At 71.4% G+C, this 12,615-nt stretch carries 13 protein-coding genes and 1 pseudogene; 9 read left to right on the forward strand and 5 right to left on the reverse strand.

What is annotated here, in order from left to right:
- Positions 1-32: 32 nt before the first annotated feature.
- The 6 genes from ACH35V_RS30805 to hydA are packed head-to-tail and all read left to right on the forward strand — an operon-like array spanning position 33 to position 5,448.
- Complete coding sequence (locus tag ACH35V_RS30805) at positions 33-1,100, forward strand: ABC transporter permease (RefSeq protein ID WP_395977663.1); 1,068 nt, start codon at positions 33-35, stop codon at positions 1,098-1,100.
- Positions 1,097-1,990, forward strand: a complete 894-nt coding sequence (locus tag ACH35V_RS30810; RefSeq protein WP_395977665.1) for an ABC transporter permease — start codon at positions 1,097-1,099, stop codon at positions 1,988-1,990. The genes ACH35V_RS30805 and ACH35V_RS30810 overlap by 4 nt, the downstream gene beginning before the upstream one ends.
- Positions 1,987-2,883, forward strand: a complete 897-nt coding sequence (locus tag ACH35V_RS30815; protein ID WP_395977667.1) for an ABC transporter ATP-binding protein — start codon at positions 1,987-1,989, stop codon at positions 2,881-2,883. Before ACH35V_RS30810 ends, ACH35V_RS30815 begins: the two co-directional genes overlap by 4 nt.
- The gene (locus ACH35V_RS30820; protein ID WP_395977669.1) at positions 2,880-3,668 is read left to right on the forward strand and encodes an ATP-binding cassette domain-containing protein; all 789 of its coding nucleotides are present in this window, start codon (positions 2,880-2,882) and stop codon (positions 3,666-3,668) included. The genes ACH35V_RS30815 and ACH35V_RS30820 overlap by 4 nt, the downstream gene beginning before the upstream one ends.
- Before the next feature lie 20 nt (positions 3,669-3,688).
- A complete protein-coding gene (locus ACH35V_RS30825) occupies positions 3,689-4,078 on the forward strand; it encodes a gamma-glutamylcyclotransferase (RefSeq protein ID WP_395977671.1) in 390 nt (129 codons plus the stop codon).
- Positions 4,075-5,448 carry a dihydropyrimidinase gene (gene hydA / locus ACH35V_RS30830; RefSeq protein ID WP_395977673.1) on the forward strand — a complete coding sequence of 458 codons (1,374 nt, stop codon included), beginning with the start codon at positions 4,075-4,077 and terminating at the stop codon, positions 5,446-5,448. The genes ACH35V_RS30825 and hydA overlap by 4 nt, the downstream gene beginning before the upstream one ends.
- Here hydA and ACH35V_RS30835 read toward each other — a convergent pair.
- Positions 5,426-6,421, reverse strand: a complete 996-nt coding sequence (locus tag ACH35V_RS30835) for a GlxA family transcriptional regulator (protein ID WP_395977675.1) — start codon at positions 6,419-6,421, stop codon at positions 5,426-5,428. The genes hydA and ACH35V_RS30835 overlap by 23 nt on opposite strands.
- Before the next feature lie 71 nt (positions 6,422-6,492).
- On the opposite strand from ACH35V_RS30835, the gene ACH35V_RS30840 reads away from it, so the two are divergent.
- Together ACH35V_RS30840 and ACH35V_RS30845 are read left to right on the forward strand one after the other, a co-directional pair.
- A complete protein-coding gene (locus ACH35V_RS30840; protein ID WP_395977677.1) occupies positions 6,493-7,788 on the forward strand; it encodes an APC family permease in 1,296 nt (431 codons plus the stop codon).
- A gap of 90 nt (positions 7,789-7,878) precedes the next feature.
- Positions 7,879-8,835 (forward strand): cyclase family protein, encoded by a 957-nt coding sequence (locus tag ACH35V_RS30845; protein ID WP_395977679.1) that lies wholly within the window; start codon positions 7,879-7,881, stop codon positions 8,833-8,835.
- A 47-nt stretch (positions 8,836-8,882) separates the two neighbouring features.
- On the opposite strand, the gene ACH35V_RS30850 is transcribed toward ACH35V_RS30845, so the two are convergent.
- Positions 8,883-9,500, reverse strand: a complete 618-nt coding sequence (locus ACH35V_RS30850; RefSeq protein WP_395977681.1) for an LUD domain-containing protein — start codon at positions 9,498-9,500, stop codon at positions 8,883-8,885.
- Between the two features lie 127 nt (positions 9,501-9,627).
- Here ACH35V_RS30850 and sigJ point away from each other — a divergent pair, with 127 nt between their 5' ends.
- Positions 9,628-10,569 (forward strand): RNA polymerase sigma factor SigJ, encoded by a 942-nt coding sequence (gene sigJ, locus ACH35V_RS30855; protein WP_395977683.1) that lies wholly within the window; start codon positions 9,628-9,630, stop codon positions 10,567-10,569.
- A gap of 7 nt (positions 10,570-10,576) precedes the next feature.
- Here sigJ and ACH35V_RS30860 read toward each other — a convergent pair whose 3' ends face one another.
- From ACH35V_RS30860 to ACH35V_RS30870, 3 genes and pseudogenes are all read right to left on the reverse strand, one after another.
- The gene (locus ACH35V_RS30860) at positions 10,577-10,942 is read right to left on the reverse strand and encodes an MmcQ/YjbR family DNA-binding protein (RefSeq protein WP_395977685.1); all 366 of its coding nucleotides are present in this window, start codon (positions 10,940-10,942) and stop codon (positions 10,577-10,579) included.
- Positions 10,943-11,029: 87 nt separating this feature from the next.
- Positions 11,030-12,406, reverse strand: a complete 1,377-nt coding sequence (gdhA, locus tag ACH35V_RS30865; RefSeq protein ID WP_395977687.1) for an NADP-specific glutamate dehydrogenase — start codon at positions 12,404-12,406, stop codon at positions 11,030-11,032.
- An 82-nt stretch (positions 12,407-12,488) separates the two neighbouring features.
- Positions 12,489-12,615, reverse strand: a pseudogene (locus ACH35V_RS30870) (IS5/IS1182 family transposase); the annotation flags it as partial.

Below are 12,615 nucleotides of genomic sequence, written 5' to 3' on the forward strand. Positions count from 1 at the left end.
CCACGGAAATCTCCAGCGAGGGGAGGCACGGCATGGCGCGTTTCCTGCTGAGACGGCTCGTCACCAGCGTCGTCGTGCTGTTCGGCCTGGGCGTCGTCACGTTCCTGATGACCCAGGTGCTGCCCGGCGACCCCGCGAGGGCGGCGGCCGGGCGCAACGCCACCGCCGAGCAGGTCGCGGCGGTGTCCGCGCGGCTCGGCCTCGACAAGCCGCTGTGGGAGCAGTTCCCGCGCTACCTCGGGGACCTGCTCCACGGCGACCTCGGCACGTCCGTCTTCACGCAGCGCCCAGTGCTGGACGACATCGGGCAGGCGCTGCCGTCGTCCATCGAGCTCGTGCTCGCCGCGATGCTGATCAACGTGCTGGTCGCGGTGCCGCTCGGCGTGTACGCCGCCTACCGGCGGGGCCGCGCCGCCGACGTCGCGGCCCGGCTGATCGTGCTGTTCGGCGCGGGCGTCCCGGTGTTCTGGCTGGGGCTGATGCTCCAGCTCGTCGTCGCCGACCGGCTCGGCGCGCTGCCGCTCACCGGGCAGCTCGGCTTCGGCCGCGAGGTGCCGTCCATCACCGGGATGACCTCGGTGGACGCGCTGCTGAGCGGCGACCCGGGCGCGCTCTGGGACGCGGTGTCGCACCTGCTGCTGCCCGCCGTCACGCTCGCGGCGGCGTTCATCGCGGTCGTCGCCCGCACCGTCCGCTCGTCCATGATCACCGTGCTGGACTCGGACTTCGTGACGCTGGCCCGCGCGACCGGGGCGTCCGAGCGCCGGGTCGTGATCCGGCACGGGCTGCGCAACGCGCTCGTCCCGGTCAGCACGATCCTCGGCATGCAGCTCGGCTGGATGCTCGGCTCCACCGTCCTGGTCGAGTCGGTGTTCGGACGCAAGGGGATCGGGGCGTACGCGGTCAACGCCGTCCTGCAGAACGACCTGTACGCGGTGATCGGCACCGTGCTCGTGATCGGAGTGGTCTTCGTGCTGGCCAACATCGTCGTCGACCTCGTCCAGCTGTGGCTCAACCCGCGCCTGCGGCAGCCCGCCCGCGCCCGCGCCCGTGCCCGCGCAGTGCCCGTTGAAGGGGCCGTCGAAGGAGCCGCGACATGAAGCCCGCAACGGTTCCCATGGCGAAGGGCCCGGCCGGACGGTCCCTGCCCCGCCGCCTCCTCGCACCCGCGGGCCGGTCGACCGTCGTGGACAAGGTGGCGATCGGGATCGCGGCGGCGATGGTCCTGATCGCGGTCGCCGGCCCGCTGCTGGCGCCGCACGACCCCTACGCGGTGAACCTGCCGCAGGCGCTGCACGGCCCGTCCGGGGAGCACTGGTTCGGCACCGACGCCACTGGACGCGACATCCTCAGCCGCGTCCTGCACGGGGCGCGGGTGTCGCTGCTGGCCACCGTCATCGTGATCGCAGTCGCCACGCTGATCGGCACCCTCGTCGGGACGCTCGCCGCGCTCGGCGGCCGCGCCGTGGACGAGGTCCTCATGCGGATCTGCGACATCGGGCTGTCGCTGCCGCCGATCATCCTCGCGCTCGGGCTGGCCGCCGCGCTCGGCCCCGGCCTGCGCTCCGCGGTGATCGCGCTGTGCCTCACCTGGTGGCCGGGGTACGCGCGGCTCGTCCGGACCCTCGTCCGGGACGTCCGCGACGCCGAGTACGTGGAGGGCGCCCGGACGCTCGGCGTGTCCACGCCCCGGCTGGTGTTCCGGCACGTCCTGCCGAACGCGCTGAACACCCTCTACGTGCAGACGACGCTGGACGTGTCCGCGGTCATGCTCGTCATCTCCGGCCTGTCGTTCGTCGGGGTCGGCGCGCAGGTGCCGTCCGCCGAATGGGGCGCGATGATCAGCGGTTCCGCGGCGAACCTGACCAACGGCTGGTGGGCGGTCGTGTTCCCCGGCCTCGCGATCATGCTCACCGCGGTCTCGTTCAACCTCGTGGGCGACTGGCTGCGCGTCCGCAACGACCCGACGCTGCGCGGGAGGCTGTCATGACCTCGCTGCTGGAACTCCGGGGCCTGCGCGCCCGCTTCCCCGGCCCGGACGGGCCCGTGGAGGTCCTGCGCGGCGTCGACCTGGACGTCGCGGCCGGGGAGAAGGTCGCGCTGGTCGGCGAGTCCGGCTCCGGGAAGTCGGTGACGGCGCGGGCCGTCCTGCGCCTGGACCGCGACGCCGACCTCGAAGGCCGCGTCGCCCTGGACGGCACCGACCTGCTCGCCCTGCCCGACCGCGCGATGCGGGACGTGCGGGGCGCCCGGATCGGCCTCGTCTTCCAGGACCCGCTCGCGTCCCTCAACCCGGTGATGACGATCGGCTGGCAGATCATGCAGCCGCTGCTCATCCGGGGCGTCCGGAAGAAGGAGGCGCGGCGGCGCGGCGTGGAGCTGCTCGGGCGCCTCGGCGTCCGCGACGCCGACCGCCGCTTCGACGACTACCCGCACCAGTTCTCCGGCGGGATGCGGCAGCGCGTCGTGATCGCCATCGCGGTGATCGCCGAACCGGCGCTGCTGATCGCGGACGAGCCCACCACCGCGCTCGACGTCCGGGTGCAGGCCCAGGTCCTGACGCTGCTGCGGGAGCTGGCGGCCGAGCGCTCGATGTCGGTGCTGCTCATCACGCACGACCTCGGGATCGTGGCGGGCTTCGCCGACCGGGTCGTCGTCATGCGCGACGGCGTCCCCGTCGAGCACGGCCCGGTGGACGACATCTACGCCCGGCCGCAGCACCCGTACACGCGCGGGCTGCTCGCGTCGGTGCCGCGCATCGACGACGACCCGTCCCGGCGGCTCAGCACCCGGGAAGACGCGGCCGACGCCGACGCGCCCGCCGCCGACGCCCCGGCCGCCGACCCGTCGGCCGCCGAGGTCTTGGAAGGAGGCGGACGATGATCGCGCTGAGCGTGCGGAACCTGACGAAGAGCTTCGGCGGACGCCCGGTCGTGCGGGACGTCTCGTTCGACCTGAACGCGGGCGAGGTGCTCGGCCTCGTCGGCGAGTCCGGCTCCGGCAAGTCCACGATCGCCCGCTGCGTGGCCCGGCTGACCAGGCCCGATTCCGGGGAGATCAGGCTCGGCGACGCCGACCTGCTGGGCGCGTCCCGGCGCGGTCTGCGGACGCTCCGCCGCGACGTGCAGATGGTCTTCCAGGACCCGTACTCGTCCCTGAACCCGCGGATGACGGCGGGCGCGCTGATCGAGGAGGGCCTGCTCGTCCACGGCATCGAACCCGACCGCCGCGCACGCCGCGAGCGGGCCGTCGCGCTGCTGGAGACCGTGGGCCTGTCGGCGGCGGACGCCGTCCGGCACCCGCGCTCGTTCTCCGGCGGGCAGCGGCAGCGGATCGCGATCGCGCGGGCCCTGGCCGTCGAGCCGAAGGTGCTGATCTGCGACGAGGTCGTGTCGTCGCTGGACGTCTCCGTCCAGGCGCAGGTCCTCGACCTGTTCCTCGACCTGCGCGAACGCCTCGACCTGTCGATCCTGTTCATCGCGCACGACCTGGCCGTCGTGCACTACCTGTGCGACCGGGTCGCGGTGCTCGACCAGGGAAGCCTCGTCGAGATCGGCGCCCGGAAGCAGATCTACGGCGACCCCGTCCACCCCTACACCCGGTCGCTGCTGGACGCCGTCCCCATCCCCGACCCAGCAGCCGAGCGCGCCCGCCTGACCACACCCTGACCCGCGCCCAGGAAGGACCCATGGAAACCCTCCGAATGTTCGTCAACGGCCAGGCCATGTCGGGCGGCTCGCTGAACACGGCGCTCAGCGGCGCCGAGTTCCTCGGCCCGGCCGAGACGGCGCCCCGGTACCGCTTCTACTCCGTCCGCGACGAGTTCCCGGGCCTGCACCCGGTGCCGTCCGGCGGACGCGCCGTGCCCGGCGAGCTGTACGCCGTCACCTACGAGATCCTCCGCGACCGCCTCCTGCCGGGCGAGCCGCCCGAGCTGGAACTCGGCGTGATCGAGCTCGCGGACGGCTCCGGCTCGCTGTGCATGCGGATGCGCGCGGAGTCGCTGACCCTGCCCGGCGTCGTGGACATCAGCGACGCCGGCGGCTGGCGCGCCCACCTGGCGGGGGCCGCGGGGTGAGCGCCGACGTGGTCGTCCGCGGCGGCACCGTGGTCGAGGCGTCCTGGACCGGCCCCGCCGACGTGGTGATCCGGGACGGCCGCGTCACGGCCCTGGCCGAACCCGGCACGGCGCCGGCCGCCGCGACCGTCGTCGACGCGTCCGGGCGCCTGGTCATGCCCGGCGGCGTCGACCCGCACTGCCACGTCGGGTTCACGTCCGGCGACTTCACCTCGCTGGACGACTACCGCCAGTGCACCACCGCGGCCGTCCACGGCGGAACCACCACCATCGTGGACTTCGCGATCCCCCGCCCCGGCCAGAACCCCGCCGACGTCGCCTACGCCCAGCGCGCCAAGGCCGCCGAAGGACTCTGCGACAGCGCCCTGCACGCCTGCGTCGTCGCCTGGGACGAAACGGTCCCCGACCAGCTCGCTTCCCTGGTCGCCGACGGGATCACCACGGTCAAGATGTTCACCACCTACCGCGGCGAGACGATGGCCGACGAGGACACCGTCCTCCGCACCATGACGGCGCTCGCCGGGCTCGGCGGCATGGTCGTGATCCACTGCGAGGCCGACCACATCGTCGGGGACGCCCAGCGCCGCTGCGCCGACGCCGGGCGGATCGGCGCCACCGACATGGCCGCGACCCGTCCCGGCCTCGCCGAGACCGCGTCCGTCGCCGAGGTCCTCGCAATCGCCGAATCGGTAGGCGCGCCGGTCTATTTCGTCCACCAGTCGACGGCCGAGGCCGTCGAACTGGTCGCCGCGGCCCGGCGACGCGGCGTCCGCGCCTACAGCGAGGCAGTCGCCCACCACCTCGTCTTGGACGACTCCGCCTACGCGGGCGAGCACCCCGAACGGTACGTGTGCTGCCCGCCGCTACGTCCCGCCGCCGACGTCGAGGCACTCGGACGCCACCTGTTCACCGGCGAGATCACCACCGTCGGCAGCGACCACTGCTGCTACGACACCGTCCAGAAGGAGTCGCGCAGCGGCGACGTGCGCGCCATGCCGAACGGCCTGCCCGGCGTCGAGACCCGCCTCCCGGTGATCTTCTCGGAGTACGTCGTCCGCCGGGGCCTCCCCGTCACGCGCTTCGTGGACCTGGTCGCCGCCGCGCCGGCCCGCGCGAACGGCCTCTACCCGCGCAAGGGCACCCTGCTACCCGGCGCGGACGCGGACGTCGTCATCTGGAATCCCGCCGAAGAATGGCAGATCACCACTTCCGACCTCCACATGGCGACCGACTACACCCCGTACGAAGGAATGACCCTGATGGGCAGTCCGGAAACGGTCATGGTGGGCGGCCGTGTCGTCGTTCAGGACGGTGTGCTTACCGACCCGTCTCCCCAGGGACGCCACATCAAGGCAGACCCCGTCCGCTAGACACCGGCTGCCGGGCCGCGCGGAAACGGAACACGTGCCGGTACGACTGCGGGGAAACACCGGCGACGCGTCCGAAGTGATAACGGAGATTCACCCCGTTCCCGAACCCGGTGCCGCGGGCGATCTCCTCGATCGGGCTGTCGGTCGTCTCCAGCAATTCCTGGGCCAATCTGACGCGCTGCTGCAGCAGCCATTGCAGAGGCGTGATGCCGAGCGTGTCGCGGAAACGGCGGGCGAACGTCCGCTCGCTCATATGCGCGACCTTGGCCAGCTCCGGGACGGTGATCGGCTGATGCAGCCGTTCCAGCGCCCATTGCAGCACCGGGGTCAGATCCTCGCTCTTCTCGGCGATGACGACGGGCTTGGTGTACTGCGCCTGCCCGCCCTCCCGATGCGGCGGCACGACCATCCGCCGCGCGATCTCGTTGGCCGCGGCGGCGCCGTGATCGGCGCGCACCAGATGCAGGCAGACGTCGATCGCCGCGCCAGAACCCGCCGTGGTGACGATGTCGCCGTCATCGATATAAAGCGGGGCCGGATCAAGGCGCACGCGCGGAAACCGATGCGCGAAATCAGACGCATTCATCCAGTGCGTCGTGGCGCGGCGTCCGTCCAGCAGACCCGCCGCCGCGAGCACATAAGCACCCGTGCACAGCGACACGATCCGCTTGCCGCGCCGGGACGCCTCCTGCAAGACCGCGATCAGCTCCGGCGGCGGGGCGAGTTGGGCATAGCGGGCCAGCCCGGCGACGATGACGGTGTCCACGTCCAGCAGGTCGGTGTAGCCGTGGGACGCGTGCAGGCTCACCCCGGCGCTGGACGCCAGCGGACCGGGTTCAGCGGCGCAGAGCCGCAGCTCGTACCACGGGTCCACGATGTCGCTGCGGTCCGTGCCGAAGACCTCGCACGGGATGGCCAGCTCGAACACCGGGGTCCCGGACGTCACCGCCAGTCCGACGACATGTCTCCTCATGGCAGGAATTCTACGGACACCGTCTTTTCTGCCGCTAGTGATCGCGTCCGCCACCCTCGAACCTGAATCCCGTGACGGAGAACTCCGGCGGGCATCTGACCTTCGGGCAGGGCACCGCGATGTACGTGGGCGCGGTCCTGGGCACGGGCGTGATCGCCCTCCCCGCCCTCGCGGCCGAGGCCGCGGGCCCGGCCTCCCTGCTCGCCTGGCTGGCCCTGGTGGTCATGTCAGCCCCTTTGGCGGCCACGTTCGCCGCCCTCGGCGCCCGCTATCCCGACGCAGGCGGCGTCTCCACCTACGCGCGCCTGGCGTTCGGTGACCGCGCCGCGGCCATGGTCGGCTGGTGCTTCTACTTCGCGATCCCGCCGGGCGCCCCCGCCGCGGCCCTCTTCGGCGGCGCCTACGTCGCGGCCGCCACCGGCGGCGGCACGGCGACGACGTTCATCACGGCCGCCACACTGATCGCCGTGGTGACGGCCACAAACATGGCGGGGCTCCGAGTATCGGGAAGGCTCCAACTCGTCCTGGCGGCCCTCCTGACAACCCTCCTCCTCGCCTCGGTCGCCCTCTCCCTCCCCGACGCCCGCTGGGACAACCTGACCCCCTTCGCACCCCACGGCTGGACGGCGATCGGATCGGCCGCGGCCCTGCTGGTGTGGAGCTTCGCGGGCTGGGAGGCGATCACGCACCTGGCCGCCGAGTTCCGCCACCCGTCCCGCGACCTGCCCCGCGCCACCGCCGCCGCCGTCTGCGTGGTCGGCGTCCTGTACCTCCTGGTCGCGTTCGCGATCATCACCGTCCTGGGCTCCGCGGCGGCCACGGCGGACGCTCCGCTGGGCGAGCTGATGGCCCGCGGCCTGGGCGGCGGCGCCCGCTGGCCCGCCGCAGCAGCCGCCGTCCTCCTCACCATGGGGACGATGAACGCCTACTACGCGGGCGCCGCCAAACTAGGCGCCGCCCTAGGCCGGGACGGCGCGCTGCCGTCCTGGCTGGCACGCGGCAGCGTCGCAGGCCAGGTCCCCAGGCGAAGCCTGGCCGTCGCGTCCGCGATGTCATTCCTCGCCCTCGCAGTAGTAGCCGCCATCGGCCTAGGCCCAGAACCCTTGGTCCTCCTAACCACAGGCTCTTTCGTCACCGTCTACGCAATAGGAGTCGCGTCCGCAATCCGCCTACTCCCCCGCCGCACTCTCGCCCGCGCTTCAGCATTCGCCGCACTATTCGCAGTAGCGGTCCTACTCCTGATGACAGGCCGCTACCTGATCTGGCCCGCCGCAATGACCGCCGCAGCCCTGCTCTACCTACACCTGAAATCCCGCACAACGCCACCCACCCCGGAACCCACCGAAAAACACCTCACCCCGTCCTGAGAGCGTCTCACCCGAGTCACCACAGGTGTGCCGTACGCTGCCCTCCTGATCAGCGAGCCTTGATACTCGAACCGCGTGACGGAGGAATGGATGACCGAAGGGCGACCGCTCCCCACACAGGACGACGTGCTCGGCTACTTCAGCACACTGTCGAACTGGGGACGGTGGGGCGACGACGACGAACTCGGCACGCTGAACCACATCACCGACGACGTCCGGTTGGCCGCGGCGCAGGCCGTGCGCCACGGCAGGAGCGTGTCGTGCGCATGGGAGATCGCCGTGCCGGGGGAGATGGAGCGGTCGACGACGACATGCCCGTGCGCCGCGGAAATGCCGGGAGCCGAGAACATGCCGGTGCCCGAGTTCCACAACGACCGGCGTTGGGGCTTCTCGAACGAGCGGATCTCCATCGACTACCACGGCAACACCATCACCCACCTCGACTCGCCGTGCCACATCTTCTGGGACGGCACGATGTACAACGGGCGGTCGCACTCGCTGGTCGACGCCGAGACCGGATCGGCGTGGGCGGCCGTCACGGCGGCGGCGAACGGGATCACCACGCGCGGCGTCCTGCTGGACGTCGCCAGGGCCCGCGATGTGCCGTGGCTGGAACCGGGGCAGGGCGTATTCCCCGACGATCTTGAAGAGGCCGAGCGCCGCCAGGGTATTCGGGTGCGATCCGGCGATGCGGTGTTCCTGCGGACCGGCCACGGCCGCGTCCGTCACGAGGCCGGTGCGGCGCCCGGCGTCACGCAGGCGGGCTGGCACGCCTCCTGCCTGCCGTGGCTGCACGAACGGGAGGTCGCGCTGATCGGCGCCGACACCCCGCAGGACGTCCAGCCGTCGGGGTACTCGGACATATTGATGCCGGTTCACGCCGTGAGCCTCGTCGCGATGGGTCTGTGGATGCTCGACAACTGCGACCTGGAGGAATGCGCGACCACCGCCGCCGAGCTCGACCAATGGGACTTCCACGTCGCGGTCGCGCCGGTCCGCTACGCCGGTACGTCCGGCAGCCCGGTCAACCCGGTCGCCACATTCTGACCCCGAAACCCGCGCCGAAAATCTGACGCCGTTCTGAGAAGGGCGCTTCAGAAGCCGATGGCTTCGCGGAGTAGCAGGACGATGCCGCGCCCAGAAAGGTGTTCTGCGTTTAGGACGAGAAGGCGGTTGACGGCACTTGGCCACCCATGGGCCGCCTGGGTCCGGGCACTTTCCAGCGGGAGGCAATGGTCTTCGACGCGGCGCAGCGCGGTGCTCAGATCGGGCACGACCTTCTGCGCCCCGACGACCCAGATCGCGCGGGCGGCGCCGCCGGCGTAGCCGGGCAACTGGCTTCCGCTGCCCGAGGCGATCACGAGGGAGCCGGTCTCGGTGACCGCGTGGACGCTGCCCACGATGACGTCGGGGGCGGCGCTCAGCCGCCGGATCTCGTCCGACCGGGTGGCCCGGTCCATGGCGAGGACGCGCGGCCTGACGGCCCGGTACCGTCCGCCGGCGTTGATGTCCTCATCGATTCCGGACAGGCGGAGGGTCTCGCTGGCCCCGGTGAACACGCTCGCGCCGTCCGGTATCAGATCCTTGACGCGGGAACGCGCCGCGGCGGCGTCATCGAGGATCTCCACGGTGAAACCGTGTGCGGTCAGCACGGCGGCCGCCCGCTCCAGGCGTTGCGCGGGCACCGGGGCGGCGAACGATGTCGTCGGCATTCGGGTAGTCATGACAGTCCGACAACACACCTCCTCGGAATGTGAGGCGACGCACCGGCCTCACATTCCGGAGCGCTGCCGTGTCGAATGGGTGAGGGCAGACGCGACCGAGGGGGCCGTCCACACCATGACCACCCGATCCGGGCCGGGAAACGGCCGGGCCGATCCGGGCCTGGACGCGATCATGAGCGAGCGGCGGCAGCTGATCAATCTCGCCTACCGGCTCCTGGGCTCGCTGGCCGAGGCCGAGGACGCGGTCCAGGAGACCTACGCCCGCTGGTACGCCATGCCCCGGCGGCAGCAGGACGCCATCGAGTCGCCCGGCGCCTGGCTCACGACGGTCGCCGGCCGCATCTGCCTCAACCTGCTCCGCTCCGCCCGAGCCAGGCGCGAGACCTACGTGGGCGAATGGATCCCCGAGCCGCTGCCCGAGCGCACGGAGTGGATCAGCGGGCGGACGGGCGGGGCGCCCGTCGACCCGGCCGACCGGGTCACCCTGGACGAGTCGCTCAACCTCGCCTTCCTTGTCGTGCTCGAATCGATGACCCCGGCCGAGCGCGTCGCGTTCATCCTGCATGACGTTTTCTGCCATTCCTTCGCCGAGGTGGCCGAAATCGTCGGCCGCACCCCGGCGGCTTGTCGCCAGCTGGCCTCCTCGGCCCGCCGCCGCATCCGCGCCGCGCAGCCTTCCGCGACTCCGGCGGCCCAGCGCGCCGGGATCGTCCGGGACTTCAGGCGGGCCTGGGAGGCCAAGGACATCGACGCCCTCATCGGCCTGCTCGACCCCGGCGCCACGGCCGTCGCCGACGGCGGCGGCCGCGCCGCCACCTTCCTGCACCCCATCGAGGGCGGCGAGCAGATCGCGCGCACCTGGGCCGATCTCGCCGGCCGGAGGCTCGGCACCATGACGCTCCTGGAACGCACGGTCAACGGCCAGCCGGGCCTTGTGGCTCAGCAGGACGGCGTCACCGTGACGGTGTACGCCTTCGGCATCGCGAACGGCCGGATCAAGCACATCTGGGTAATCCGCAACCCCGAAAAGCTCCGCAGCTGGACGACGACGACCTGACGGACCTTCAGGGGAGCAGTTCGCTGCGCTGGGCCTTGGTCAGACGCGCCACGACCAAGTCGTAGGAGTGATCGATCAGCTCCAGCAGTTCCTCTTCCGGGACGGTGCCGTCGAGGGTCACGCTGTTCCAATGCCGCTTGTTGAGGTGGTAGCCCGGAGTGATCGCGTCATAGCGGCCGCGGAGATCGACGGCCAGGTCGGGGTCGCATTTGAGGCTGATGCTCTCCGGTGACGCACCCAGCGGGACGAGCGCGAACATCTTTCCGGCCACCTTGAACACGGCCACCTCGTCACCGAACGGATAGTCCTCGACCGATCCCGGCTTGGTGAGGCATTCCGCCATCACCCGGTCGCGCTGCGAATCGTCCGCCATCACATGGCCCCCTGCCTGTCACCGGCCTTCGACGCCATTCTGCCGCCGGCGTCGGACAGTCGTGTTCGAGGCCGCGCGCCCGCCCGATCAGATGAGGCCCTGGGCGAGCATCGCGTCGGCGACGCGTTCGAAGCCGGCGATGTTGGCGCCGACGACGTAGTCGCCGGCGGCGCCGTAGCGTTCGGCGGTCTCGAAGCAGGTGTCGTGGATGTCGGTCATGATCCCGGCGAGCTCCTCCTCGACGCGGGAGAACGTCCACGCCTCGCGGCCCGCGTTCTGGCGCATCTCCAGCGCGCTCACCGCGACGCCGCCCGCGTTGGCGGCCTTGCCGGGGCCGAACGCGACGTCCGCCTCCTGGAAGACGTGGACGGCCTCGGGCGTCGCCGGCATGTTCGCGCCCTCCGAGACGGCCTTGACGCCGTTGCGGACGAGGATCGTCGCCGCGTCCGCGTCCAGCTCGTTCTGCGTCGCGGACGGCAGCGCGATGTCGGCCGGGACGTCCCAGACCCGGCCGCCCGGCACGAACCGCGCGGACGCGCCGCGCAGGTCGGCGTAGTCGGACACGCGGCCCCGGTCGACCTCCTTGACGTGCTTGAGCAGGTCGAGGTCGATGCCCTTCTCGTCCACCACGTAGCCGCCCGAGTCGGACACGGTGATCACGTTCGCGCCGAGCTGCTGCGCCTTCTCGATCGTGTAGATCGCGACGTTGCCCGACCCGGACACGACGATCTGCTGGCCGTCCAGGTCCTCGCCGCGCCGCCTGAGCATCTCGGCGGTGAACAGGACGTTGCCGTAGCCGGTGGCCTCCGTCCGGCCCGCGGAGCCGCCCCACAGCAGGCCCTTGCCGGTCAGGACGCCCGCCTCCCACCGGTTGGTGACCCGCCGGTACTGGCCGAACAGGTAGCCGATCTCGCGGCCGCCGACGCCGATGTCCCCGGCCGGGACGTCGGTGTGCTCGCCGACGTGCCGGTACAGCTCGGTCATGAACGACTGGCAGAACCGCATGACCTCCTCGTCCGACCGGCCGTGCGGGTCGAAGTCGCTGCCGCCCTTGCCGCCGCCGATGCCGAGCCCGGTCAGCGCGTTCTTGAAGATCTGCTCGAAGCCGAGGAACTTCACGATGCCGAGGTTGACGGTGGGATGAAAGCGCAGCCCACCCTTGTACGGGCCCAGCGCGCCGTTGAACTCCACGCGGAACCCGCGGTTGACGTGGACGCGGCCCTGGTCGTCCTGCCACGGCACCCGGAACATGATCTGCCGCTCGGGCTCGATCAGCCGCTCGACCAGCTTCGCGGCGCCCAGCCCGGGGCGCGCCGCGAGGACCGGGCCGAGGGACTCCAGCACCTCGTGGACGGCCTGGTGGAACTCCGCCTCGCCCGGGTCGCGCCGCAGGACCCGCTCGTACGACTCCTCCAGGACGGCCAAGATCTCGGGCGGGGCCGGCAGGCGGGGGGCCAACGGCATGGTGAAGATCCCTTCCTCGGAGACCTCCACTCTAAAACCTGCATTTCACCGACTTCGACACCGCCCGCCGAAGGCCGCGCTACTAGGGCGTGTCTGACAATTCGCGGAGCCAGAGGATGAGGCTGGCCAGCAGTAGTCCGGAGCGGTAGCGGCTGGCCAGCTTGTCGAAACGGGTGGCGATCGCGCGGAACTGCTTGAGCCGGTTGAAG

It is taken from the genome of Actinomadura sp. 1N219, from assembly GCF_044326405.1.
Taxonomy (GTDB): domain Bacteria; phylum Actinomycetota; class Actinomycetes; order Streptosporangiales; family Streptosporangiaceae; genus Spirillospora.